This is a genomic window from uncultured Campylobacter sp. (assembly GCF_938045405.1).
Taxonomy (GTDB): domain Bacteria; phylum Campylobacterota; class Campylobacteria; order Campylobacterales; family Campylobacteraceae; genus Campylobacter_B.
This window is the reverse complement of the sequence record NZ_CALIMW010000071.1, coordinates 13,625-38,479: the sequence shown is the minus strand read 5'-3', so window position 1 is coordinate 38,479 and position 24,855 is coordinate 13,625. Positions and strand designations below refer to the sequence as shown.

The window sequence follows — 24,855 nt, the reverse complement described above, 5'->3', positions numbered from 1 at the left end:
ATCCGCTACGGCTTTCAGCGCTTTCGCCCCGATATAATGGCATACACTGTCGTGATTCTGATCGTACTCGTGCAGATCATCCAAAGCATCGGAAATTTACTCTATAAAATTACGAAAAAGTAGGCTCAAACCCATAGCTTAACGAGATATCAAATATTTTCTATTAGTATAAAATTGCGAAAAGTAGATCTTAAACTATAGATCGTTCGTTTGTATAACCCGTTTACCAAACTATAAAATTATAAAAATGTAGGTTTGCAACGCTATGAATACCGCTTAAAATTCTATAATCGCGAGCAGTTAGATTTACCTGCCGTCAAGGTTTAAATTTTAGGCTTTGTGTAGCTAAAGCAAAGCTCGAGCCAAGACTTGTTTCGCGTAGAGTAAGCTTTATTTTTATAACAGGTCGCATCTTTGAAGCGAACGATCAAAACTGCGCTGAGTAATTTTAAAATTCACAGGCAAGATTTAGGCGCAGAATTTTAAAATTTAATTGCCTAAAATTTAAAATTTAGCCCAAACCTTAATGAAAAGTGTAAGTTGAAATTTGAAATTCTAAGGCACGGAATTTTAAAATTTTAGACCTTACGAAATTTTGCTTATAAATTCTAAGACAAGCAGTTTTAAAATTTTATAATTTTAAGTTTTGCAAGATCTTTCTTATATAATTTCACTTTTACTTCGAAATTTCGTAGCTTCACTTTTAAAATATAAAGCGCAGGATATAAATAAAAGGCACCGGCCTTAGCAATAAAGCCAATAATGATGGTATTGCTGCTTTGACAAGCTTTTTTGGCTTTGGCAAAAGAACCTAAGATTACGCCAGTTCTTTAAAGATAAGGCAGACTATGAAATTCCTCTGCGAATTGAGCCTAAATTCTTTCGTATCGCAGAATTTTAAAGCGGCGTAGAATTTTATGAATTATCTTGCACCGCTTGCGGTAAAATTTTATGCGGGCGGATACGGCGCATTTAATAAGATCGTTATCGCATAAGAGCGAATCTATGAAATTTATCTAGTGCGTAGCATCTAAATTTAAAAAGGGGCGAGAAATCTCCCGCCCCTGAAATTTTAAGTATAGGATCTGAAATTTTATAGATGTGCAAGCTAGGGCTTGCTTGCCCCTTAAAATTTAAAACATAATCTCAAACCCTGCATTGATAGCCGCACCTCTTGTTTTGCCTACGTAGCCCTTGCCTCCTAGGCTAAAGATAAGGTTTTTGCTATCGTATTTATAGCCGGCTTCAAATACTCCGGTTGAGCCTTTTAGGCTAGGCTTAGGAGCGTCAAGTCCCATAGTAGATGCTTTAGCATCCCCGCTAAACTCATACTCATAAGCGCCTCCTACATATAGGTTATGCTCATCTTTTAGATTTATAGTATCTCTAAGACCCGCTCTTAGCCTATTAGATGTAACGCTATCAAAGTGATATCTCTCGCCAGAGCTTATAGTAGCATCTGCATCATCCGTGTAAGCATATAGCCATTTAGTATAAACGTCTAACTTGTTACTTTGGCTTAGATCAAAGATCTGACCTATTCCTATATGAGTAGCCATATAGGTTGAGCTAATATCAAACTTCTCATTATGAGCTAATACTCCAGGAGCTATGGCATAGGTCCAGTCGTTACTATTGTAGTCGCTGCTTATCTTACCTACGTGAAAGCTTGCATCCAGGTAGGTACCACTAGTAAAGTTTTGCTTTAGCATCAAGCCTCCGCCTATATACTCGCTATCTCCGTCTGCATGTAGACCGCTATCTAAGTAGCTATCATAGTTGGCTTTTCCATATTCTACGAATACTCCGCTTAAGATATCTCCTGCGAAATTCTCAGTCAAGCTGGCAAGTCCTGCTGCAACGCCATAGCCTTTAGAATTTACGTGCGAGCCCGTCTCATACCTTAGATCATAAGCTTCGCTTATAGCAAAAGGAAATAGCTCTAAATGCCCATCCGGTATTAGCTTATCTAGGTAGTTGGTGATTAACTCGCTTCCGCTCTTTAGGCTAGCTAAGCTTGCAGCACGGGTTTCTGCGAAGGATTTGGTATTAGAGCTTACGCGCGCGCTAGGAGCCGAGGAAACATCGAATCCTAAATTTAGATAATTGCCGCTTTGATAAATTTTAGGGCTATAGCTTAGGCTTACTCCTACATTTAGCGTTGCATGCATATTGGCTGCGTTAGGAGTTATAAGGCTGCCGCTTCCTTGCTTATTGATTAGATGAATCTCGCTGCTTGGATTAATCGGACCGCTTACTCCGCTTATATAAGCCGTGATATTGCTTACGTTGCTTAGATCGGTATTGGCAGTAGGGTCGCTTAGGGTAAGCACACTATCGCCTGCTCTAATAGAGCTAGGAAGGAAGAAATTTAACCTGTCAAAACCGCTAATATTTTTAGCGCTTAAGGAATTTACTACCGCAGGAGAGCTATTGCTAGCTCCTATGTTAAGGGTGTTGCCGCCACCGCTTGCGCTTATTACGCCTACATTATGACCGCTGATGAAATTTAACGTATTGTTTGCGCCTGCTGCGTTGATATTTCTAGCGTTAAAATTCTTATCCTCCCCCGCTTTACCTATATCTATGTTATTTCCGTTAAGACCGCCGGCACCAAGATACTTCTGCAGCTCATCCGCATCAAAGTCTCCATTTATGCTCTCGTTAGTCTTAATAAGCTTTTGGATATAAAGCTCCCGCTCATCCTCGCTTATATGCATACCACCTATGTTTCTGCTAAAGGTATTGGCATCTTTTATGACATAGTTTTTATTTAGTTGAGTTACGTAGCCCTTGTCTTTAAAGCGTGGATCATATCCGGTAAATTTACCGCCTCCGCTTTTATAGGCAAGTGTGTATTTCTTATTATCGCCATCTGGATAGCTTGCATTGTTTAAAGCGTTAAATTCGCTTGCGGAGTTTACGAATATATCGGTACCGCTTAGATCAGTATTGCCGGAGCCGGTTAGGCTTAAAGCTCTTTTGGTACTAGACGAAGCGTCGTTTTCAATCTCACTAAGGGAGGCTAGGTTAAATTCCAATTTATTGAAATTTGCAAAATTCCCTGCATTTAGGCCATTGCCGGAGTTTGAAGATAGGATATTTAGGCTATTGCCCGAATTGCTAGCGTTTGCGCTAGATACTCCGTATAACGTGCCCGCTACACTGCCGCTTCTGAAATTTACTACGTTGTTGCTGCCGCTAGCGGCTTCCGCCGCGTAGACGTTGCCAGCAACTTGCGTGTTGCCGTTTAAATTTACAGTGTTGGAGGAGGCGGTGCCGCTAGCCTTTCCGCCGTATACGCTTCCGCCTACGTTTACCGAGTTGAGAGTGATAGTGTTGGAAATCGCGCTGTTTCCCTTGCCGCCTACCGCCATTGCTCCTACGCTGCCGTTGTTTATCGTTACGATATTGGATTTGGCTTCTCCGTTGCTAGTATTGCCGCCGTAAATGCTATTGTGGATTATCGTAGCATTCGTAGTTACGCTATTATCGTGGACGTTTCCGCCGCCGCTAATGCTATGAGTGATGCCCGCATTTACGTACCCCACGTCTATTCCGCTTGCTTCGAAAGTTACATGGTTATTATAAATTTCTTGCGGGGTAGCGGAATTTGAATATCCGCCATCGATCTCGCCTATGTTGCTTCCGCCATTGATCTTGGTGTGGTTGTCGTGGACGCTGTTGCTTCCGTCGGTAGCGTCGTCTCTGCCCGAGCTTATGTTTTTGCCGCCTAGATTGCCTGCATTCTCCTTTACCATTACGGTGTTTCCTTTATTGCCGAATAACTCAGTGGCGCCTGCGGCCTTGTTAGAATTTTGATTTTGCATTAGCTCGCTTTGATCGAAGTTGGGATCTATCCAAGAACGAGTTAATGTGCCTTTCTGCATGATTAAATTCTTACTGTTTTCGACCTCGATCGTGGTGCCGGTGATTTGATAGTGATCTTTGTCGGTAATCGTGTAAATTTGATTATCTTGCACGGTTTGTGCGGCTCTGGTGATCGTGCCGCCGCCAGAGTTGTGGATCAGATAGTACTTTCCTTCGCCAAGATCTGATTTTATACCCTCTATCTTTGTGCCGTTTAAATTCGTATTGCCATTAGTGGTTAGAGTAAGCGGCGCATCGGCTTGGGTAGTGGAATATAGATCATGAAAATTTATAGAGCCGAAATTTTTAATGTCTTTAGCTTTTTTAATGCCGCCGCCGACCCAATTTTCTATATGTAAGGTATTAGTTTTATCCGTAGGCTTATTGCTGCCGTAGATTGTACCGCTTATCGTGCCGCCTCTAAAATTTACGTTGCTATTCTCGACGCTGCCGCTTGTAGCGTAGCCCGCAAAGACGTCTCCTGCTATCGTCGTTCTTTCTTTATTGATATAAACGACTGCGTTTTTGACGCTTCCTGCACGTGCGCCATAGACATTGCCTCCGATGTGCACGCCTTTGTTGGAGTCGAATGCCCCTAGAGTAACTCTATCGCCGTCCGATTCGCCTACGATGCCGTTTGCTGCTGCAACATCGCCCTTTACGGTACCTTTGTAAATATCAATTACGCTTCGTGAGCTTGAAGCGCCGCCCAAAGAGCCCGTGACGCTGCCTACGATCGCATCGTCGTTATTGATCTCTACGCGATTTGCGCTCATTACGCTAGCGCTATTTGCTTGACCGCCTACTACTTGGTAATTTTGCGCTTTTAGCTTTGCGCTTATGGATACGGAGTTTGCGCTAGAGTTTCCGCTTCCGCCTGCTGCACCCCAAATTCTACCACTACCGCTTAAAGTAATAGTGCTTGTGCCGCCGTAATAAGGCGCCGTTATATTGACTCTATTAGAGTTACTTTGCCCTGTGGAGGATTGCGCGCCGAATATATCAAAGCCTCCTCTAAACGTGCCGCCTTTGATAGTTATTCTATTTGATACGGCATCGCCGCCGCCGCTTACTATACCGCCCACGATTACATTCGTAACGGAGCCGTTGCCGATAGTGCCTCCGTCGATCGTTACGGCGTTAGAGGAGGCTTTTTTGTCCGCTCCGCTTCTGCCGCCGATGATATTATAATGTCTATTTGAGCTACCGCCGAAGTTATCGGCATTTCCCGTAATTTCGGCGCCGTATTTTACAAAAACCTGATTCCGCGTCGCTTCGCCTTCGTTACCTGTTTTAGACGCCGCTATGCCTTGCCCGCCCACGACCAAATTTACCTTAGAGCCGTTTTCTAAGCTCACGTAATTATCAGATACGCCCTTGGCTTCGGCGCCTATTGCGATACCCACGTAAGCGTTTGCGCCTCTAATCGTAAGTCTATTGTTGGAGGCGGAGTTTAACTCAGTAAAGCCAGCGATCCCATCGCCGCTTCCTCCGCCGTAAATCACGCTGCCAGAATAATCCGTCCCGCCACTTGCAACGCCCATAATCGTCGTAATATTGCCGTTCGGGCTGGTGCTACCGCTGCCGCTAGTATTGCCGCTAAATCCCGCCGAATAGAGGTTATTGTGGGTGTGGATAAGCGGCGGATTAGAATCTGCGTTGCAAAGCGCTTGTGCGGGCGCTAGTGCGAGCACCGCTGCGAGGCTAAGCATAGAGGAGCAGATGGATTTTTTCATATATTTGATCCTTTGAAATTCGTAAAGTTTGCGATTATACATAAAAATAGATCAGTTTGCAATATGAAATTTAAAGAAGCACTGGTTGGTCTTTGGCAGAGGGAGCTGCGTTTGTAATTTCAAGTAGTAAAAATTTACTCTTTGCGCAGAATAAATTCTTGACTGCAAAATTTAACCCTTTTTTAGGGGGGACATTTTGAGCGGATTGCAAGTGGTAAAAAAATCTTAGTAAAGAGATTCTGAGTAAAATTTGAAACAAGAAAAATCTGAGCTAAATTAATTCTGGCAATTTCAAGCTGCGGTAAAATTTATGCAGGATAAATTTTAAAAGGACGAAACAAAAGTCTGCGCGCTGCAAAACCTACGTAGAATTTATGCAAGATAAATTTTAAACGAGCGGAATTTTATATAAATGCCGTTTTGCCTGCAAAAATGCTTTTTTGAAAAATTTAAACTAGTAAGATTGTGCGATAAAATTTTACGTGATCCCTGCCGCAAGAGCTAAAGTATGGCGAGCAGGAGATAGAATTTACGCGATAAATCTTGCGTGATAAATTTTAAAATAAGCCGCAAATCCTACAAGAAGCTGTAAATTCCATCTAGCAAGAAATATCTTTTATCCGCAGCGCCGTGATAAAATGGATTAAAAGTTCCCTCGTATGCCTTTTCAAAAAAGCCTTCTTTACTTAGCTTTATAAGCTCTGCATTGACGAAATCCAGTAGCTCTTTATTGCCCTTCTGCACACCAATACCCATAAAATCGGGCTTGCCTAGAGTTTTAAGCGGTACTTCTACCTCGCTATCGACTACCGGATATGCCATTGCGATTAGATTATCGGTCGCGTAGGCGTCCACGTCGCCGTCTTTTAGCATGCGGTAGCACTCTCTGGCGATCTTGCAAAATGTAAAATTTCCAAAGCCTTCTTGTTTAAAAAATGCCTCGCCTGTACCGCCGCTTTCGAGCAAAATTCTCTTCTCTTTCAGATCGGCTAAGGATTTTATTCTATCGGCTTTGCGGGTTAAAACTCCAAGATTTACTGAAAAATACGGTGTTGAAAAATCGATCTGCTGCGCGCGTTCAGGCGTAATGGTAATCGTAGCGATGACGATATCTACGCGGTTGTTTACTAATGCTGGAATTCTATCCTCGACCTTCATCGGCACAAGTTCGATTCTGCCGCCTTTTTCGCCGAAAAGATCATTTGCTATGGCCTGTGCCATCGTAACTTCAAAACCCTCAAAAATTCCATCGTTTAGCTCACTAAAAGGAGGCTGTCCGTCGTAAACGCCGATGCGAACGACGCCTTTTGATCTGATCTGTTCCAGACTATCGGCAAAAGCAACGATAAATGGTAGCAACATTGCAAGAAGCAATTTCATGGCAAATCCTTAAATTTAATCTCTTTTCCGCCTTCAAACGAAGCAGGAAATTTTATTTATTAAAATTCTAAAAGCCGGACTTAAAAATTTAAAGCAAGCTCTTAGAGCATATTATAAATTCCGTCTAGCAGAAAATACTTCTTATCTGCCGTACCGCGATAGAATGGATCAAAGCTCTGCTCGTAGGCCTTTTTGAAAAAGCCCTCTTTGCTCAGCTTGATGAGCTCTGCATTGACGAAATCAAGTAGTTCTTTGTTGTCTTTCTGCACGCCGATGCCGATGAAATCGCTAGGGCCTAGGTTTTTAAACGGCACCTCTAAAGTATCATCGATGACGGAATATGCAAGCACGATGAGATTGTCGTTTATATAGCCGTCCGCATCGCCATTTCGAATCATTTCGTAGCATTCCTTAGCCGAAGCGCAATGGCCTAAATTTTTAAATCCCTTGGTTTTGAAAAATTTCTCGGCTACTGTCGCATCGCCTTCGAATACGATCTTTTTATCATGAAGCTGCGCGATATCGGTAAAAGCGTCGGCTTTGCGCGTTAATACGCCCAAATTTACGGAGAGGTAGGGGAGGGAGAAATCGATCTTTCTTTTTCGTTCGTTGGTGATGCTAAATAGACCGATCACCAAATCAAGCTTATTTGCCTCTAAAAATGGAATTCTATCATTTACGCTTAACGGGATGAACTCGATTTTGCCCTCTTTTTTGCCGAAAATTTCTTTAGCAATAGCGTTTGCAAGATCAATCTCAAATCCTTCAAATTTGTCGCTGCTAGACTCGCAAAGCGGCGGATGATCGTCGCGCACTCCGATGCGAATGACGCCGTTTTGTCTGATTTGATCTAGGCTATCGGCAAAAAGCGCCGCACAAAATAGAACCGCTATAAAAAGTAGTTTCATTTTATGTCCTTAAAATGGGATTTCGCATATTATCCGCTTATAATAAATGATGTTTTAGTCGAAGGCGTTAGATAAAACACTGCTAAATTCCGTCCTAAAATATGGCATAGAGCCCATCTAGTAAGAAATATTTTTTATCTGCAGCGCCTTGATAAAATGGCTTGAAAGTTTCATCATAAGAACGTTCGAAAAAGCCTTGTTTACTAAGTGTAACAAGCTCTTTATTTATCAGATCAAGCAATTCAGTATTGCCTTTGCGCACCCCGATGCCTAAGAATTCCGGATTGCCTAGATTTTGGATTGCTACTTCTAAGTTGTCGTCGATAATGGAATAAGCTAGCACGATGAGATTATCGTTAACGTAAGCATCGGCTTTGCCTTGCTTAAGCATATCGTAGCATTCGGTAGTAATGGAGCAATGGATTAGATTGTGGATTTTATTTTTATACAAAAAATTTTCTGCCGTAGTCCCGCTACCCTCTACTAGGACCTTTTTGTTTGAAAGATCGTCTATACTTTTGATGCCGTCGCTTTTACGTGTCAAAACTCCCAAACTCATCGAAAAATATGGATAAGAAAAGTCGATTTGCCTTTTTCTATCTTGCGTTATCGTGATGGTCGCGACTGCAAGATCTACCTTATCGTTTTGTAATGCAGAGATCCTATCGCTGGCATTTAAAGGGACGAACTCGACTCTACCGCGCTTATCACCGAATATGCTCTTAGCTATAGCATCTGCAAGGTTGATTTCAAAGCCTTCGAAATTACCACTTTTTTCATCACTAAAAGGTGGCCTACCATCACGAACACCGATTTTAACGACTCCGGCAGATCTGATCTGCTCCAAACTGCCCGCAAAAACACTGCTGCAAAGTGCAAAAATAATGCAAAAAAGTAGCTTCATAAACTATCCTTTTCTTAAAATTTAATATTATCCCTTAGATATTGCGTGATTTTACCCTAAAATAGTTAAACATAACTTCAATTACATAATACGGATTGCTAAATCGGTAGTAAGCGAACGAGATTTATAATTTAAGAAGCGATAGATAAATTTTATGAAGTGAAATTTAGCCGTAGCGAAATGTCGCGCAGGAAAGTATAGACTTTAATTAAAATTTATCTATCGTAATTTACGGCGCAGTTTTTGCAGCACCGGCATATAATTTGATTTGGAATTTATACATCATACCGCTTGCTTTTCGAGCTGGAATTTTACGTCTTGCCCACGTGCCACATATTTCGCAATAAAATTTTAAAATTTGCTTGGATCGTAATGCTTTTTTGCGTTATAGAATTTTGCGGTATTTTAAAACTATTTTTCGCCAACTTCTACGATTTTGCTTAGCACGTATTGTTCTAGCTCGCGTCTAGGCACGTCATTTTTGAGCGCTTCGTTGTAGATATTTTCGACTATGCGGCTGTATTTTTCGTAAGGAAAGTAGAGAAAATGGTTCGCCCAAGCGCGTTTGATGAGCTCGTGGGTTAGCTTTTTTCTAGCCCACGCTTTAAAGCAATCAAAGCCGATAAAAACCGCCGACGTCGCTATGATCGTAAATAAAATGGAGAAGTGAAAGTCGATCTTTTCAAACATCGCGTGCGTCAGCGTTATCAAAAACATAACGCAGACGAATGCGAAGCAAGCGAAGATCACGTAGGATTTGCCGTAGTTAAATTTAAAATTTAGCTTCGAAGGATCGACGAGCATTCCGTCGTTAAACTCGGCGTTGGCTTCGAGCAGATCACGGAAAAGCACGGGTTTATGCGATACATGAAACATAATATCTAAAAGTCTATCTTTAAAATTTGATTTATCCATCGGAGCTCCTTCGATTTTTGCGGCATTATATCTTAAATTAAATTGTTATAAGATAAAATAGCGCGAAATTTCAAGGAGCGATTATGTTTGAAATCAGCGGAATGAGCGGCGATGAGATAGTTTATATTAACGGCAAATTTTGCAAGGCCAAAGAGGCTGCGATAAGCCCTTTTGATCGCGGTTTCGTGCTTGGAGACGGCATTTATGAGGTAGCGCCCGTGGTAAATTCTAAAATTTGCGACAGGGCGGATTTTTGGGAGCGCTTTGAGCGCAGCGCCGCGCAGATCGAGCTAAAGATCCCGTATTCTCGCGAAAAATATGAGGAAATTTTATATGAGCTCATCGCGCAGGGTGGCGTGAGCGAGGGCGCTTTCTACACCCAGATCACAAGAGGTGCGGCGATGCGCGATTTTGACTACGTCCGCGGCATAGAGCCCAGCGTCTTTGCTTTTGTCTATCATACGCAAATTTTTGATAATCCGCTCGCAAAAGAGGGGATCGAGATCGTAAGCCTGCCCGAGATCCGCTGGCACAGGCGCGATATAAAATCGATCTCGCTTTTAGCGCAGTGCATCTTAAAGCACGAGGCCCACAAGGCGGGCGCTTATGAGTGCTTTTTGATCGAGGACGGGCTCGTTACCGAGTGTTCGAGTTCCAGTGCGTTTATTATCAAAGATGACGTCCTTATCACGCGGCCGCTTTCAAACGACATACTGCCGGGCATCCGCCGCAAGGTGATCTTGGGTCTTGCCGAGCAGGCGGGGCTTAGCGTGCAGCAGCGGGCGTTTGGAATGAGCGAGGTTTATGAAGCCGATGAAGCCTTTATCAGTGCGGCGACGCTGATGGTGCTGCCGATCGTAAAAGCAGACGGCAGAGCGATCGGAGGCGGCACGGTCGGCAAATACGTACCGCGCCTGCGCGAGATGTACGCCGCGCGGCTAAGAGCCGAAGCAGGACTGTAATAGGGCGGTCAAATTTAGCCCGTTAAATTTAAACTATGCGGGCTGATTAAATTTTGCTTTCTAGCTCCCCGGTTATGTGACCCAGCTCGCTTACTAATTCTAAAATTTCAGCCAGTTCGTATTGATGAGCATACGCCGTTCCGGTTGTTGGAGGTATGCTAAATAGCTCTGTTTCGAAGCGATTCGGCGCGCCGTTTAGAAATAGGTAAAATTTATTATCCATAAACGCCGCGCTTATACTAAATTTATGGTAGTATCGCTTTAGCTCGTTTAGTCGCTCCATCAGCGCAGGCGTCAATAGATATCGAGCTTCGACCTTGTCGTCGGCAAACACGCGAAATTCGCTATTAAAAATGACGTTGTCCATTAGCTCCTTCTCGCCTAAAATTTTTGTATTTAGCTCGCGGCTCGCCAAGATGGTTTTGGCGTAAAATCTCTTGCCGAATTCGCATATCAGCACGCTGCCGCTAAAATCCATATACGCATCATATAAGCTCATCGCAAGCGAAGCTAGCTTCACATAGGTATTGTCTATGCCCAGATCGTAGTTCTTTTTGATTCTAATCGCCTCGCTAAGGCTAAATTTTACCCCATCCCATTCGCCTTTTATCTCATCTTCGCTGATAAAATCGGAGTTTGCAAAGATTCCCGCTCGCCTGAATTCCTTCGCGCTTATGCCGCGGCCTGGCGAATAAGTAAGCTGCGGATACGCCTGCGAGATCGCCGTGCGCACCAAAACTTTTTTGTAAAATAGTTTATATTTATAAGCGGCGTCCGCAATGCCGTCGTAAATGCAAGCAACATAAATAATCAAAAGCACCGCGTAGATAAGATAGACTTCGATCATCTTGTAATCCGTATCATCGTCTGTTTTAAATACCGCATCGATCGCAAACATTATGATAAACGGAAACAGATACAAAAATGCTATCTTGGCATAGATCATCACTACCTTGCAAATACACTTTTTCTGTTTGGCTCTACTTAGCGCTATCGCTCTTTCTAGCTGCATGCGTTTCCTTAAATTTTTTGATCCGAAATTTTATAAAATTCGTTCTCTTGATAAAATTTCACCACGGCTTCGTCCGCGCTTGCGCTGCGCTGCAAATACCGCAGCAAGGGTTCTGGGCGCGTATATATCACGCCCAACCCCGCAAGGCTCGTCGCACGCGAAAGCGCCACGTAGAGCTGCCCCTTGGCAAAGATCCTGTCGATGTCGCAGATGAGCTGCGGGATGCTCATGCCTTGGGATTTGTGGATCGTGATGGCGTATGCGAGCTTGAGCGGGAACTGATAATACCGCGCCAGCACGATCTGCTCGGCATCCGCGCCGTTTGCGGCGATCTCGCTTAGTTCGTATGTTTGCAGCCCCACGCGGCTTAGTATGCCAGAGGGCTTTTTTACGACCACGCTTTCGATCTCGTCGCCGGAGCTTTTTTCGATCTTTTCGACGACGCCTTGCTCGCCGTTAAAAAACTCGCCGCTTTTATTTGCGGTAAACAGCACCTTTGCGCCTTCTTTTAGCGTCAGACTTTGCGGCGTGTTTAGCGAGGCGATCCATTTTTGAATTTTCTGCTCGCTCACGCCGCTTTGCAGCGCTTCATAAACGCCCTCAAAGCTGCTTTGCGGCGCATTAAGCTTGGCTAGTCTGGCGCTATTTATCGCATCCACTTCGGCGTTTCGGCCCGAGATTATCGTGGCATCTGGTTCTGCTCGCGCGGCATCGATGATCAAAGATCGCATCAGCTCCGCCGTCTGCTCGCTTGGGGTGCCGAGCCGCAGCTCGCAAAGCAGGCGGTATAGCGCCGCATCTGCGGTGCGCTTGGAGCCTATCATCTCGACGTAAAAAAACTCGCACTGCCTCCACGCATACGAGCCGAAGGCGTAATCCGAGTCGCTAAATAGGCTCGCGCGCGGCGCGCTCTCGCCATCCTTGCGCACCGGCGGAAGCTGATAAAAATCGCCCGTAACGAGCAGCCGTCCGTTAAATTTAGAATTTGAAATTCTAAGATAGATCATCTCGAAAAGCTCGGCGCCGATCATCGAAATTTCATCGATCACGATGAGGTCTGCGAGGGCTAAAATTTTTCGCAGCTCGCTTAGCTTGCCGCTTTGTTTGCGATCGAAGCTCTTTAGCTCCTCGTGGTTTTTACAAATGCCGAAGCGGAAGAAGCTATGCACGGTCACGCCGCCGATCTCTACGGCGCTGATGCCGGTGCTGCCGAGCACGATGACGAGCTTGCCGCGAGCGCGGTAGTTTTCGATGAGCTCTTTTATTACGTAGCTTTTGCCCACGCCTGCGCCGCCCGTGATGAAAATATTGCGATCTTTTAGCTTTTGGATGATGAAATTTATCAAGTTTTTTCCTATTTTTTGGCAAAATTATAGCCAAAATTTTTTAAAAGGCATTTTGTTTGAAACGACTAGTATCTCTCATCTTCGCAGCTTTGGTTCTCGCAGGTTGCGGTAAAACCGTCCATAAATTTATCCCGGAAAATCCCGCTGTTTTGGATCTTGAATACGCTCAAAACAGCGAGCGGCTGCCCGCTCCTGCGTCGGTGCAAAACATAAGCGGAAAAGCGTTTAAGAGCCGCTATTTTAAAATTTGGTTTGATGATGCGCCTATTAAAGCGGGAATCGATACTTTTTGGGGGCTTAATTACGCCAAGGGGCGCCACTTTGACGCCGCAGGCAGGATATATAACGACGCGATCTATCAAAGCATCCGCATAAATGCGAACGAAGAGGCGTTCGGGCTAATATCCGAGCCCGCTATAACGGTAAAAAATGCGCTTCTGCGAAATATCCCAAGCGACTTGCCGATTTTCGGCGATCCGAGCGAGCCGGGAGAGGGCGAGCCGTTTGATTACGCCGCAAATTCCGCCGTGAGCGCGGGCTATCCGCTGCTGCTGTCGCATTACAGCAGGGACGGCGCGTGGGCGTTCGTGCGCAACGACGGCGTGTGGGGCTGGATAAGAAGCGATGCGATAAAGCGCATCAGCCCGCAGCAGGCGGATATCTACGCAAATTCTAAATTTATAACGATCCTGCGCGACGGCGCCGCCGTCTATGACGAAAATGGCGCGGAGCTTTTTAGGGCGCGCACCGGTACGATCCTGCCGTATGATTTTAGCGGCGAACGCGATCTTGGCGGTACGCTCGGCGTACGGAGCGTATTTAGCGGCGAAATTTTAACTCAGTTTGGCAGCAAGAGATATTTCGTTAGCGCGGATGATGCGAGGCTTTGGCCCGCGCCGCTTGATGAGCAAAACTCAAAGATCGTAGCCGCTAGCCTGCTCGGGCAGAAATACGGCTGGGGCGGGTATAAATTTCTTCGCGATTGCTCGCTTATGACGAAAGACTTTTTGGCGAATTTCGGGCTGTGGCTGCCGCGAAATTCTAAGGCGCAATCGGGCCGCGGCGAGCGTTTTTCGCTGGCGGGGATGAGCGCGGATGAAAAGCTCGAGCTCATCGGCAAAAACGGTGTGGCGTATAAAACCCTGCTGTATATGCCCGGCCACGTGATGCTCTACGTAGGGCAGGTGGATGGCAAGCCTGCGGTGCTGCACGATATCTGGGGGCTTCGCACGATGGATGGCGGGCGCGCGGTCATCGGGCGCACGGTGATTACGTCGCTTACTATCGGCTCGGATCGCGCGGACATCGCCGAGGATCGCCTGCTAATCTCGCGTATCAGCGCGATGAGCGTGCTTTCGGGTGAGGATGACGCTATTTCGGACGATCGGTTCGCTCCTGAGGATCCGGGCGCCTTATCTGCGTATGCGAGCGGAAATTAGCGGCACATACAGGTTAAGCGTGAATTGAGCTTTGCTTAGCAGCTGCTGTCGTAATTGATTTCGCTGTTTATGGAGTCTCACGCACTTGACGGACACCGCAGTGCCTGCAATCGTAAATTTAAAATGGCGTTTTAAGTGCTGTGTCATTTTAAATTTAGCCTAGGCGGCGAGCAAATTTAAAAATTTCGGGCTTAAATTTAGTCTAAATTTAAGCCTATATCTTGCATTCCTTAAAATTTTGAGCGAAATTTTAAAATTAGCCCGCAAGTCTAGTTAAAATTTTAAAGCGTTATCTAAATTTACGCTTCTGCTTTAAAGCTCAATCGCGCGCCGCCTCCCTTAAAAGAACAAAAAATATCTCGGCGTCTTGCGTTTATACTTTAGATATTCCTGTCCGTAGGTTCGCTCGCAGTAACGCTCCTCGCCGAGAACCACGAGATGATTATATATGGCAAAGGGCACTATCGCTATTAGTAGCCACAGCGACGCCGAAGCGACGCAAACGCCAGCCATGCCGAGGAAATAAAAGAAATACATCGGATTGCGCGATAGGCGGTAGATGCCGCCTTGTGCGGCCTTGTCCGCAGGAGTCGCCGCATAGTCGTAAAACGCCTTGATGAAGCCCGCAAAAGCCGCTATATAAATCACCGCTCCGATTCAAAACCACGCGCTGCCCGTCTTAAGCGGCACGAACACTGATAAAATAAGCAGCGCTACTTGCAGCAGCGAGCTTATGATCGCATTTCGCTTGTCCGCGAGCGTGTACCACGAGGTATCGGTGGCGCGCTTGCCGACCTCTTTGTAGATAAACATATACGCGAACTGTATCAGCACCATCGCAAATGAGGGTATCCAAGCGCCCGCTAGAGAAGGCTCAAGCGTCGTAAAAAATGAAATTTCCATGACCGCTTCCTTTGCTTTAAATTTTATCTTGCAGCTTTATTTTGCCCTTGTTTGCTTGTCGTTGCTTTGTCCTTTTTCACCCGCCGCGGATTTAAATTTTACTCCGCCTCGCGCCGCTTATTCGGCGCGCTCTTTGCTCGGCACGCCGCCCGTTAGGGATGTCGCTTCGGTAAGGCAATACGATAGCGACGCCGTCATTTAGGTATCGACGCGCCGAGCAACGATGGGATCTGCGCTTTATGTGGACGGCATCCGCACTTCAACGCGCCAAAATGCGAGATAGCGGCGCTTGTTTTGACGATACGATCGACGCTCGCCCGTATGACTGACGATTTGTATATTCGGTGTCGAGATAGGACAGGCAGTCTGCTCGGCGCCGATGTGCCGCCGCACAATGAAACATTCTGTGCCGATGTATCCGCCACCTACTAAACGATGAGCATTCGGCACAGATGTTGCCTGCTAGGTGTAGCGCCGATGCCGTTCGTTTGGTGCCGCGTTTTATTTACCCTCCGGATTGAGTCCTTTTAAGATATATCCGAATTCCGCGTCGCTTAGCTCGTAATTCATAAATTTTTTATAAAACGCCTTCGTTTCGGCCTTTACGTCGATGTCGGCAAAGAGCTCCGGCTGGATGGTTTTCGCCGCCCATAAAATTTGAAGTACCGTATCCGCGCCGTATCGATCCCAGTTGAAAACCCCGCGCGGATTGCCGTAAACGCGCCCGTTTTTGACCGCATCCGTGCCGCTGTAGATCGGACTGGATTTGATTTTCTCTACCGCATCTTCGTTGTGATCGCCGCCCACGATTATGATCTGCGGGTTGCTAGCGATGATCTCCTCGGCGGTGATGGTTTTCATCGGGCCTTTCGTGGCGGTGATCGCATTCGTTCCGCCGGCTAGCTCTATCCACGAGTCGATCAGCGTGTTCTTGCCGTCGATCTTTAAAAGATCGCTTCCGCCTACGATGTGAAGGACGCGCGGGCGCTTATCGGGGCTTAAATTTGCGGTGCGGCCGCTAACCAAAGCGATATTTTTATCTAAATTTGAGATCAGATCCTTCGCTCTTTGCGGTGCGTCGCCGCCTAGCATATCGCCGCACATCCTGATGCTTCGCCTCATCTGCTCGTAATCGCTAAAGCTTGCCTTTAAAACGGTAAAGCCCTGCTTAGCTAAATTTTCGCCTGCCAGTGCGGTTGAGACGATGACTACGTCGGGGTTACGGCTCATCAGCTCCTCTAAATTTACGTCGTTATTTTTTAGCAGTACTGGGATCTGCGCTAGGCGCGGATAAATTTTAAGAAACCATGCGTTTTTGCTGATGTTATCGGTGGTAGCGACGATCTTGTCCGCTCCTCCTAGGGCCAGTAAAATTTGATTGTTCGAGTGCCAGAGTGCCGCGATGCGCTCAACTTTTGCGGGGATTTTGACCTCGGCTCCGTCCATATCCTTGATAGTTCTAAGCTCTGCCGCGCTCGCAAAAAGCGCACCCGTCAAAAGCAGTAGTAAAAATTTTTTCATTTTTTCTCCTAAAAGGTATTGAAATATACGCTGCGATATTACATAAAATCTCATTAAAATTCCGTAAATTTTAACTGCCGCCGTCGCGATTATTTATTATTTTTCAAAGTAAATTTTTATATAATCCATTTTAAATTTAGCATTTTTAAAGGAGAGAAAATGGGTGAAATTTTATATTTGATAGGCGCCGCCGTCGGGGTTTTAATCGCGCTTTTTATCATCGTGCCTCTGTTTTTCAGGCGTATTGTGGAGACGAACGAAGTGCATATCGTCCAAAGCGCGCGCAAGACGACGAGCTACGGCAAAGATACCGGTAACGGCAACAGCTATTATGAATTCCCAAGCTGGGTGCCGGTGCTGGGCGTTACGAAGATCATTTTGCCGGTCTCAGTCTTTAGTATCAAGATCGAGGATTACGAGGCGTATGATCTGGGCAGGCTTCCTTTCGTCGTCGATATCACGGCGTTTTTTAGGATTATGGATTCAAATTTAGCCGCGCAACGCGTCAATAATTTTGAGGATCTTAACAATCAGCTTAGGAATATCATTCAAGGCTCGATCCGTTCGATCCTTTCGAGCCGCGTGCTTGAGGATATCTTGCAGATCCGCTCCGAGCTCGGAGATGATTTTACTAAGGCGGTAAAGACGCAGCTGCAAAACTGGGGTATCGAGCCCGTCAAAAACATCGAGCTGATGGATATCCGAGATAGCAGCGGCAGCAAGGTCATCTTAAACATCATGGAGAAGAAAAAATCCCAGATCGAAAAGGAAAGCCGCGTCGAGGTCGCAAACAACACCAAGCTCGCCCAGATCGCCGAGATCGAAGCCGCGCAGGCAACCGAAGTGCGCCAGCAGGAAGCCAATAAGATGGTAGGCCTTAAAACCGTCGAAAACGAGCGGGAGGTCGCGATCTCAAAGGAGCAGGCCGAGCAGCTCATCAAGGATCAGCAAAAGATCACGCAGGAAAAGGCGATGGAGGTCGTGCGGGTAAACGACGTCAAGCAGGCCGAGATCAAAAAGCAAGTGGAGATCGTAAAAGCCGAGCAGGAGCAGCGCAAGATCGAGATCGACGCCGAAGCGCGCAAAAACGCCAAAATCCGCGACGCCGAAGCGATCAAAGAAAATCAAATTTTAGTAGCGCAGGGCGATAAAGAGAAGCAGTTTCTCGCCGCCGCGGCGCTTTTGGAGATGAAGGACAAAGAGGCGCAGGGTACGCTAAAGATAGGCTCTGCCGAGGCCGAGGCGCTTAGACTGAAGGAGCTTGCGCCGGTAAACGCACAGATCGAGCTCGCGCGCGAGATCGGCGAAAATCAGGGCTATCAGACCTATCTCATTTCGATCAAACAGATCGAAGCGAACCGCGACATCGGCCTAGAGCAGGCCAAGGCGCTAAGCGCGGCGGATCTTAAGATCATCGCAAACGAAGGTAGCGTGGGCGAGGGGATGAGTAAATTCGGCGAAATTTTAAGCGCCAAGGGCGGCACGCAGCTAGCCGCGATGCTCGAAGCGCTAAATCAAAGCGAGGTCGGCAAAAAGGTGCTGGATAAAATTTCGGGCGCCAAGGAGGGGGATAAATCCGAGTAATAGTCGCAGTCTCGGGCGAGTAAAATTTTAAATTTATACGCTAGCCGCGCTGCGGACGAGAGTAAATTTGAGTAATAGCTGGTGGCGAGATTATTGCGCTCTTGATAGGAGCAAAATTCTGGGGAGTAAATTTTGAGTAATGGCTAGCGACACAGCGCGGGCGAGCAAATTTGAGCGGTCTGCTCGTCCGGGCGGTTTGTCTGTCCGCATTTAGATAAATTTAAGGCACTAGTGGAATTTAAAGGTTGCGAAATTTCAAATACTCGCGGAATTTTAAATTTCGATGGAATTTAAAACGTCGTAAAATTTTAAAATGCCGCGGAATTTTAAATATCGTGAAATTTAAATGCTATGGAATTTCAAACGCCAGTAAAATTTCAAACTCTCTCGAGCGAGCATTTAAAGCGGCGCTGTATCGCAAAACATCGGTAGGGCGCCGAAACTGCGGGTAAATTTTATGAAATTCGCAAGTCGAGGTCAAAATTTAGGCGCGGGTGCATAGCGCTCACGGATTGCACTTAGTAGTTGTAGGTTGCCGCCGAATGCTTGAGCTTTGCCGTTTATCGGTCAAATTTTGCCGCCTGCGAGGCTAAATTTATTCGGTTCGGATGAAATTTAAGAAGCGCGAGCCGTTGGCGGCAGTGTAAAATTTAACCCGCCCGCATAAAATTTTAAGGAGCGCATAATGGCAAACGCCGTAAATTCCGCGCAGTACCAAGCGCGCATCAAGCAGGCGGAAGCTCTTTTCGAGGGGCAAAATTTTACCCGGCGTCAAACGATAAATTTAAGCGGCGGATATGAGATCGTAAAGGACGCATATAGGCTCGGCGCGACAAGCTTTAGCGGCGGCGAATACACGCTGTTTGATACTCACAAAACGCAGATAAAAAGCTGGCGCTGTATAGACGATCGGGCGGAATTTTTTAGCCTGATCCGCCACGCAGACGGCAAATTTTACCTCGTTTTTCGCCAGGATCTATACGGCTACAGCGTGCTTGATCTAGCCTCAGCGCAGATCATGCGCTTCGTGCCGGACGCCTGGCTAGACGGCAAGGAGAGCTTCATTTGGGACGGCGTGCACTATCTGCGGGGTTGGGACGCGCTGGCCGTGGACGGCTGCTACTGGGCGGCTCCAAACGGCGTGCATTTGGTGAGCTTTGCCGAGCCGATGAGCGAAGAGCAGAGATATGTAGACGTTTTAGACTGCATGCAGGGCGGTTACGACATCTACGAGCAGGCTGATTTTGCGGGCTTTGAGGGTAATGAACTGAGCCTAAAATGCTTTCGCGCGGATACCTTGCGATATGAAAATATAAAAATTTCGCGCGAGCGCTACCGCGAATGGATGCGCGAAGCAAAGCGGCTCTAAGCTTTAAATTTGCTAAATTTCGCGCCTAAATTTAGACGCTTGCAAGCGGCGAAATTTAATGACGAGCCGCGAAAAAAGTGGAGTTCGGCTAAACCAAAGGGGCTGAAATAAGGAATAGGGATGTTTTTTGAATACATTTTAATCGGCGCCTGCGTAGGCTTTATCAGCGGATTTTTCGGCATCGGTGGCGGCACGGTCGTGGTGCCCGTGATGATGCTCTTCGGCTACGACGTCAAGTACGCCATCGGCATCAGCATCATGCAGATGATCTTCAGCTCGATTTTCGGCTCGTTCGTAAATTTTAAAAGCAAAATGCTCGACGTCGCGCCGGCGCTGGTGCTGGGGCTCGGAGGCTTTTGCGGCGCGCTTAGCAGCGGCTTTATCGTAAGCTATTTCTCCTCAAAATTTCTACTTGGCACGCTCATTTTGGTGCAGATTATAAATTTAATCAAACTCTTCAAAACCCCGACCGAGCCCACTGGCGAGGCTAACGAATCTAAAATTTTGCTCTTTATCGTGGGGCTGTTCGTCGGCGCCGTGGCGATCAGCGTGGGTATCGGCGGCGCGGTATTCGTGATGCCTATTTTGATCAGTTTTTTAAACTACGACATCAAAAAGGCCGTCAGTACGGGGCTATTTTTCGTGATATTTTCCTCAAGCGCGGGCTTTATTAGTCTTGCCGCGCACGGGCTCGTACACTACGAAATCGGCGCGTTGCTCGGCGTCGGCTCGCTAGCGGGTGTTTATGCGGGCGTCAAAACCTCGCACAAGATCGGCAAAAAGGCTCAAAAGCGCTGGATGATCGCACTCATCGTTATGATACTTTGTATTACGATAGATAAATTTTTAGACTTAGGACTTTTGGCACGGCTTGGATTTTGGGTTTCGGATCTTTTGGCTAGTTTTTAAGATTTCTAAATTTAGTCAAACATCGGCGTTTAAAACCGCTCTTTGGAGCGAAATTTACCGATTAAATTTGAGGACTTTAACGCAAAATAGCTTTTTGCTTGCGTATTTTTAATCACGGCTAAAATTTGGGTAGCAAAATTTTATCCTTAATTTGACGGATTTGCAGATGAAGTGAAAATTTAACTTGCTAAATCTCCAAATTTGTCCGACTTTCTACTTTAAATTTTACTCTCGTTTTCGGCGTTTTTAGCAAGCGCTCCTTTAAATTTATATTTAAAATAAAACGTCCACGCAAGCGGGCAAAGGATATTTAAAACCATTGTAGTGTAATTTCCTTGCGTATTAAAAACTATCCATATCGAGGCGGAAAAACTAATCAGATAAACGACCGTGTATGCGATCGGTAGGAAACTTTTTAACTCAATCGTTATTACTAAAACATAAGCGCAAATCGCAACTAAAGATGCGATAAAAAAGCCGACGAATACCCCTTCTTTTTGGCGGTTTATATGAGCGTCAAAATAGCCGTAAATACAGCCTATAAGTATAAAAATAGCGAGCACCAGCCAGATAAATTTGAGCCAGCGCACAAAAGAAGCCCTAAATAGCATATAGGAGCAAAATACTAAAAAATACGCATTTATGATAAAGTGGTAAAACATCAAAAAGAAGCCGTCGCCCAGAAAACCCCAGTCGTAACCGAGGCCAAATATTGCGTTATTTATCAGCCAAAACGCGCCGGATCTAGCCACTAAAAACGCAGCCGTAAGTAAAATCGGATGTAGCAAGACCCTGCCCGCGAAAATATCTGTGCAGACGCATTTGAAAAAATTTACGATTTTTGGCATTTTGGCTCCTAGATTTGCGCTTTGATGCAAAATAAAATTTACTCCGTTAAATTTTACGCTCGGACTTTACTGCGTTTGTTTAAATAAATTCGTCAAATTTAAAGGCGTGCTAGCTTGGCGCAGCGCTGCTACGAGCGTAAATTTTACTTTGAAAATATACTACGCGCGATGAGAGAATGGTGAGGGTTCGGGGGCGAGTCTGCTTGCAGTTGCGAGGCGGTGCCGAAGCAAAGGAAGGCGACGCTTCGTAAGTAGAACCCCTTCCGCCCCCAAGAGAAAAGAAAAGCTTAAAATTTAAGAATGTCTGAAAGCCTGAATTTGGTAGATAGTCACTCTTGCGAGTGAAATTTTAAAAATTTATTCAAATTTTGAGCTAGTTAAATTTTATAAACTGGGCGGCGCTGTATTTATAAGCAAAGCTCGCCGCCGTTAAAGCGAAATTTCAATGGCGATTTGTCTTTCAGGCGCTCAAATTTTGATAAAATTCGGCTCGGCGAAATCGGCAAAAGAGATCAAAATAAAGGAGAAAAAATGGCGATAGACGGGGTGAAAATTATCGATAGCGACGATGGATACGATATATATTTGACTATCACCGAGCGCTACAAAGACGGCGAAGATGTTGAAACGATACTGCAAGATGTTTTGGCGCAGGCGGAGAATTTCTGTACCGATGAGCTTTATAGCGAGATTTATTGGACGGCTCTAGCGTATTCGCTTTGGAAGATCGGATTTTTAAACGACGAAATCCGCGAAAAAGCCCTTGCTATCATAAAAGGCGGCGCAAGCGAAATGTGGAATAAGGTCTTTGAAAAATCTCAAAAGAGCCGTCAAAAAGCGCTTGATAAACTAGCCGTTCAGCTCAAAAGCGAAAACCCTAGACCGCTTAAACGGCCCAAAATTTCGAAGCAAAAAACGCCCTGTTTTGAGGAGGGCGACGTTTTGTCGATCCAAATGCAGCAGGGATTCGGCGTTTGCTTCGTCTCGGAGGTGGATCAAACGCCCCGCAAGCTGGAGTACCACCTAGCCTGCACCAGAGTGCTGCAAAAAGAGCCGCCCGGAATGGAGGATTTTTTAAAAAGCAAGATCGCAGGCTCGAAAAACGGCGGCTTCCTTAGAGCGGACCGCTGGTTTAATCATAAGGATTTAAAGGAGCTGCTGCCTTATCTAAAAAAGATTGGGAAGGTAAAATTTACCCCTTTTAAATTGGGCGAATTGTCTCCCGCGAAAGAATTGGAAGATTTTTATAATAAAATTACGGCAGATCCCAAAGTATGGGGCTTTAGGCTAATTGATACGGCCCGTTTCGTAGAGGCTGTGATTGAGGATATAAATGAATAAAAGCGTCGCGCGGTAAATTTTAAAATTTAACCCTGGCGAAATTTTGTAAATTTAGCCCTTTGCGGTAGAATTTTGTAAATTTAACTCTCCGTGCGCGCTTTGCTTTTTGAAATTTCATCGCTGCTTGCACTATTTAAAATTTCATCATTGCTTGCGGCGTCTTTTGCGAGCGATTTTTGAAATTCGTATTTGAAATAAAATGCCCACGCGAGCGGACAAAGGATTATTAAAATGACGGCTACGACTTCGGCGGCTTGCGCATGAAATATTACAAATAAGGCACCTATGTAGTTAAGAACATAAGCAAAACCCCAAAATACCGCGTTTGAGTGGTCATTTGATATTTCGGTTGCGACCAAATAGATGCAAATGCAAATTAGCGAGGCAATTAAAAAGGCTTCAAGGACGCCTAGCTTTTGGTAGTTTACGTCCGAAGCAAAATAACCCAACGCGCAAGACGCCAAGATTATCGCGAATAAAATTTTGCGTAAAATTTTAAGCGATTTGACTTTAGGCGAAGCATAGATTATATGCGCGCAAAGAGCTATAAAATAGGCACCTGCGACAAAATCAAAAAATATGTAATAAGCGAATTCTCCAAATATCCCCAAATCATAGCCGCTTTCTAAAATTTTTTGATCTATGATATATAGCGTGCCGAATTTCGCCGCTAAAAACGCAGCCGTAAGCAGGATCGGATGCAGCAGCGCCCTGCCTGCAAGCAGGTCTGCGCAAATGTGCCTCAGGAAATTTATCAATCTTTTTACGCTAGGCTCCTTTGAGATTTCGCCGCTTGCGGCGTCTCTCGTGAAATTTTCGCCGTTTGGTTTAAATTTGATCTTAAATCGGGATAAATTTTAGCTTGAGAGCTTTTAAAAATCGCTTAGCGGCAAAGGCGTAAATTTGCGCGATTGAGAGAGGGTCGCGTATTTTAAAATCCGCACCGTTCAAATCATTTTCCTATCGCAAGCTGTTTTGCGAGCGAGCACATATTGCAAAAGGCGCGGACGAAATAGGGCATCAACTAGCTTGTCCATCCGCTCGTAGCATTCAAAATTTTATCAATCTTTATAGTTTGCGGCGGTAGGTTTGCACGCAGCGAGGTTTGTGTGCGGCCGGCTAGCCTGCGGTATGGATTTGTACGTAGTGAGGTTTGCGTGCGTGGCGAGCGGATTAAAATTTTAGTTTAGATAGTTAGCGCAGGTGCGCCCCTTTTCGCAGCGGATGCGAGGCAGAGCGCAAATTTTATAAATTTTCGGCAGATCGCCGGGCTCAAAGCGTAAAATTTACGCGCCTATAATCACGGCCGATAAAAGCCCCCATAAAATGGCTTCTATCGCTAGCACCGAGTGAAGTACGGCCTTACTCATCGCTTCTCCTTTGTTTTTAATTTTATTATCTACCGACCTGGGCTGCTAAGAGCCCGATCGATCTATGAGCGGGATTATATAAGGTGATTGTGTTCTTAATGTGTCTTTTAAAATTTACGGCGAAATTTTTGCCGCCTGTCGTAAAGTGCGAGCGGCGGCAGATTTCAGGCAAAATTCAGCTACCTGTGTTAAGGCGCGGCAAATTTAAGCGAGCCTGCCGCCCGCCGTAATGCGCGGTAAAGTTGTAAAGGGCGGCAAAGTCGCAGCGCGCGGTAAATTTAAAGCAGAATTCCGACCTCGTCGCGGCGCGCGAGGCGTCCGCGGCAAATCGATATAAAATTTAAAGCAGAATTTTATGTGAATGCGGCGCGCGACACACCCGCGCTTTTTTACGTCATCAAAGCTTGCATTGGCGTAGCTTGCGCCGTCAGGGCCCGTATCGCCAAAGCTTGCATCGGCGCGACTTGCGCCCGTGGGGCGAAATTTTACGGCGAGCTACGAATTGCAAGACGCAGCTCATCCGCGCCGTCTTGATCTG

General features: G+C 45.8%; 18 protein-coding genes and 1 pseudogene. 7 read left to right on the top strand and 12 right to left on the bottom strand.

All coding sequences use genetic code 11. From position 1 onward, the window contains the following. A pseudogene (locus tag Q0140_RS02835) lies at positions 1-123 on the top strand (methionine ABC transporter permease); the annotation flags it as partial. A 1,010-nt stretch (positions 124-1,133) separates the two neighbouring features. On the opposite strand, the gene Q0140_RS02830 reads toward Q0140_RS02835, so the two are convergent. The 5 genes from Q0140_RS02830 to Q0140_RS02810 form a co-directional block, all read right to left on the bottom strand. Continuing rightward, complete coding sequence (locus Q0140_RS02830) at positions 1,134-5,606, bottom strand: hypothetical protein (RefSeq protein WP_297961610.1); 4,473 nt, start codon at positions 5,604-5,606, stop codon at positions 1,134-1,136. A 576-nt stretch (positions 5,607-6,182) separates the two neighbouring features. Beyond that, positions 6,183-6,986, bottom strand: coding sequence for a transporter substrate-binding domain-containing protein (locus Q0140_RS02825; protein WP_297961607.1), 804 nt, complete (start codon positions 6,984-6,986; stop codon positions 6,183-6,185). A 101-nt stretch (positions 6,987-7,087) separates the two neighbouring features. Then, the gene (locus Q0140_RS02820; RefSeq protein WP_297961604.1) at positions 7,088-7,894 is read right to left on the bottom strand and encodes a transporter substrate-binding domain-containing protein; all 807 of its coding nucleotides are present in this window, start codon (positions 7,892-7,894) and stop codon (positions 7,088-7,090) included. A 94-nt stretch (positions 7,895-7,988) separates the two neighbouring features. Beyond that, positions 7,989-8,798, bottom strand: a complete 810-nt coding sequence (locus Q0140_RS02815; protein ID WP_297893824.1) for a transporter substrate-binding domain-containing protein — start codon at positions 8,796-8,798, stop codon at positions 7,989-7,991. 411 nt (positions 8,799-9,209) lie between these two features. After that, positions 9,210-9,713, bottom strand: a complete 504-nt coding sequence (locus tag Q0140_RS02810) for a hypothetical protein (RefSeq protein WP_291936850.1) — start codon at positions 9,711-9,713, stop codon at positions 9,210-9,212. Between the two features lie 83 nt (positions 9,714-9,796). Between Q0140_RS02810 and Q0140_RS02805 the strand changes: the two genes are divergently transcribed. Next, positions 9,797-10,675: an aminotransferase class IV gene (locus tag Q0140_RS02805; protein WP_297961600.1), complete on the top strand. Its 879-nt coding sequence runs from the start codon at positions 9,797-9,799 to the stop codon at positions 10,673-10,675. Positions 10,676-10,721: 46 nt separating this feature from the next. Here the strand turns inward: Q0140_RS02805 and Q0140_RS02800 are convergent, their stop codons facing one another. Together Q0140_RS02800 and Q0140_RS02795 are read right to left on the bottom strand one after the other, a co-directional pair. Continuing rightward, on the bottom strand, positions 10,722-11,687 hold the full coding sequence (locus tag Q0140_RS02800; RefSeq protein WP_297961597.1) for a DUF3137 domain-containing protein: 966 nt from the start codon (positions 11,685-11,687) through the stop codon (positions 10,722-10,724). 8 nt (positions 11,688-11,695) lie between these two features. Continuing rightward, positions 11,696-13,033, bottom strand: coding sequence for an AAA family ATPase (locus Q0140_RS02795; RefSeq protein ID WP_297961594.1), 1,338 nt, complete (start codon positions 13,031-13,033; stop codon positions 11,696-11,698). 56 nt (positions 13,034-13,089) lie between these two features. Here Q0140_RS02795 and Q0140_RS02790 point away from each other — a divergent pair, with 56 nt between their 5' ends. Continuing rightward, positions 13,090-14,472 (top strand): SH3 domain-containing C40 family peptidase, encoded by a 1,383-nt coding sequence (locus Q0140_RS02790; RefSeq protein WP_297961591.1) that lies wholly within the window; start codon positions 13,090-13,092, stop codon positions 14,470-14,472. 339 nt (positions 14,473-14,811) lie between these two features. On the opposite strand, the gene Q0140_RS02785 is transcribed toward Q0140_RS02790, so the two are convergent. The 3 genes from Q0140_RS02785 to Q0140_RS02775 all read right to left on the bottom strand — a co-directional run bounded on the left by Q0140_RS02785 (position 14,812) and on the right by Q0140_RS02775 (position 16,896). Then, complete coding sequence (locus Q0140_RS02785) at positions 14,812-15,120, bottom strand: isoprenylcysteine carboxylmethyltransferase family protein (RefSeq protein WP_297961588.1); 309 nt, start codon at positions 15,118-15,120, stop codon at positions 14,812-14,814. Positions 15,121-15,129: 9 nt separating this feature from the next. Further along, complete coding sequence (locus Q0140_RS02780) at positions 15,130-15,375, bottom strand: hypothetical protein (RefSeq protein ID WP_297961586.1); 246 nt, start codon at positions 15,373-15,375, stop codon at positions 15,130-15,132. Between the two features lie 501 nt (positions 15,376-15,876). Further along, positions 15,877-16,896 (bottom strand): ABC transporter substrate-binding protein, encoded by a 1,020-nt coding sequence (locus Q0140_RS02775; RefSeq protein WP_297961583.1) that lies wholly within the window; start codon positions 16,894-16,896, stop codon positions 15,877-15,879. Positions 16,897-17,055: 159 nt separating this feature from the next. Between Q0140_RS02775 and Q0140_RS02770 the strand changes: the two genes are divergently transcribed. The 3 genes from Q0140_RS02770 to Q0140_RS02760 all read left to right on the top strand — a co-directional run bounded on the left by Q0140_RS02770 (position 17,056) and on the right by Q0140_RS02760 (position 20,758). Continuing rightward, a complete protein-coding gene (locus tag Q0140_RS02770) occupies positions 17,056-18,480 on the top strand; it encodes an SPFH domain-containing protein (protein ID WP_297922658.1) in 1,425 nt (474 codons plus the stop codon). 685 nt (positions 18,481-19,165) lie between these two features. Next, positions 19,166-19,849: a hypothetical protein gene (locus Q0140_RS02765; RefSeq protein WP_297961580.1), complete on the top strand. Its 684-nt coding sequence runs from the start codon at positions 19,166-19,168 to the stop codon at positions 19,847-19,849. Positions 19,850-19,969: 120 nt separating this feature from the next. Further along, positions 19,970-20,758: a sulfite exporter TauE/SafE family protein gene (locus tag Q0140_RS02760; protein WP_297961578.1), complete on the top strand. Its 789-nt coding sequence runs from the start codon at positions 19,970-19,972 to the stop codon at positions 20,756-20,758. Positions 20,759-20,976: 218 nt separating this feature from the next. Here the strand turns inward: Q0140_RS02760 and Q0140_RS02755 are convergent, their stop codons facing one another. Then, complete coding sequence (locus Q0140_RS02755) at positions 20,977-21,606, bottom strand: hypothetical protein (protein ID WP_297961575.1); 630 nt, start codon at positions 21,604-21,606, stop codon at positions 20,977-20,979. A 531-nt stretch (positions 21,607-22,137) separates the two neighbouring features. On the opposite strand from Q0140_RS02755, the gene Q0140_RS02750 reads away from it, so the two are divergent. Beyond that, on the top strand, positions 22,138-22,947 hold the full coding sequence (locus Q0140_RS02750; RefSeq protein ID WP_297961573.1) for a hypothetical protein: 810 nt from the start codon (positions 22,138-22,140) through the stop codon (positions 22,945-22,947). Between the two features lie 80 nt (positions 22,948-23,027). On the opposite strand, the gene Q0140_RS02745 is transcribed toward Q0140_RS02750, so the two are convergent. After that, positions 23,028-23,705: a hypothetical protein gene (locus tag Q0140_RS02745; protein WP_297961570.1), complete on the bottom strand. Its 678-nt coding sequence runs from the start codon at positions 23,703-23,705 to the stop codon at positions 23,028-23,030. Positions 23,706-24,855: the final 1,150 nt, after the last annotated feature.

Bases quoted from the DNA above. Each gene is read 5' to 3' on its own strand.
- Q0140_RS02830 (WP_297961610.1), bottom strand. From the start codon at position 5,606: ATGAAAAAATCCATCTGCTCCTCTATGCTTAGCCTCGCAGCGGTGCTC.
- Q0140_RS02825 (WP_297961607.1), bottom strand. From the start codon at position 6,986: ATGAAATTGCTTCTTGCAATGTTGCTACCATTTATCGTTGCTTTTGCC.
- Q0140_RS02820 (WP_297961604.1), bottom strand. From the start codon at position 7,894: ATGAAACTACTTTTTATAGCGGTTCTATTTTGTGCGGCGCTTTTTGCC.
- Q0140_RS02815 (WP_297893824.1), bottom strand. From the start codon at position 8,798: ATGAAGCTACTTTTTTGCATTATTTTTGCACTTTGCAGCAGTGTTTTT.
- Q0140_RS02810 (WP_291936850.1), bottom strand. From the start codon at position 9,713: ATGGATAAATCAAATTTTAAAGATAGACTTTTAGATATTATGTTTCAT.
- Q0140_RS02805 (WP_297961600.1), top strand. From the start codon at position 9,797: ATGTTTGAAATCAGCGGAATGAGCGGCGATGAGATAGTTTATATTAAC.
- Q0140_RS02800 (WP_297961597.1), bottom strand. From the start codon at position 11,687: ATGCAGCTAGAAAGAGCGATAGCGCTAAGTAGAGCCAAACAGAAAAAG.
- Q0140_RS02780 (WP_297961586.1), bottom strand. From the start codon at position 15,375: ATGGAAATTTCATTTTTTACGACGCTTGAGCCTTCTCTAGCGGGCGCT.
- Q0140_RS02775 (WP_297961583.1), bottom strand. From the start codon at position 16,896: ATGAAAAAATTTTTACTACTGCTTTTGACGGGTGCGCTTTTTGCGAGC.
- Q0140_RS02770 (WP_297922658.1), top strand. From the start codon at position 17,056: ATGGGTGAAATTTTATATTTGATAGGCGCCGCCGTCGGGGTTTTAATC.
- Q0140_RS02765 (WP_297961580.1), top strand. From the start codon at position 19,166: ATGGCAAACGCCGTAAATTCCGCGCAGTACCAAGCGCGCATCAAGCAG.
- Q0140_RS02760 (WP_297961578.1), top strand. From the start codon at position 19,970: ATGTTTTTTGAATACATTTTAATCGGCGCCTGCGTAGGCTTTATCAGC.
- Q0140_RS02755 (WP_297961575.1), bottom strand. From the start codon at position 21,606: ATGCCAAAAATCGTAAATTTTTTCAAATGCGTCTGCACAGATATTTTC.
- Q0140_RS02750 (WP_297961573.1), top strand. From the start codon at position 22,138: ATGGCGATAGACGGGGTGAAAATTATCGATAGCGACGATGGATACGAT.